The 464-nt window shown below is 58.2% G+C and carries 1 protein-coding gene; it reads right to left on the minus strand.

Annotated elements, in window-relative coordinates; genetic code table 11:
• The coding region (locus ACTHUM_RS19405; RefSeq protein ID WP_440403927.1) for a hypothetical protein at window positions 1-292 on the minus strand (292 nt) is incomplete at its 3' end.
• Between the last annotated feature and the right edge of the window lie 172 nt (window positions 293-464).

Below are 464 nucleotides of genomic sequence, written 5' to 3' on the forward strand. Positions count from 1 at the left end.
GTTTGTCGTAAACCGCTTTGGCGACGCGCAGGGCGGTTTTCAACCGCTCCGTGCCGTCTCCGCCTTCGGTGCGAATGTACTTGCGTACCCATAGCGAGCCGTTCTTGCGGATATTCACTGTCTGGACTGCGTCGCAAGAAAGCCCGTTGCTGGAGGCATAGGATGGGCCAAGCAGCCGCTCGCTGCCGATGAACACGGCAGCGGAACCGGTCGCGCCCGCCAAAAGCAGGATCCCGCCTCCAATCATAACGAGCTTGCGCGAAAACCGCGTTCGTCCGAATACAGCTTTCACCCGCAACATCCTGACATCAAGTACCCCGCCTCTCGCCCTCACCCCGGAAACGTGGCTCTAAGGATGAGGAACACACGCGGGATAAGCTTCGGACCACGCTGTCCGAGCCTTGCGATAGTGCCGCTTTCTCATTGAAAAAAGTTTAATCCCGCAGGCAAGATACCCGCAAAAG

This window comes from Neisseria sp. P0021.S006 (assembly GCF_051956895.1).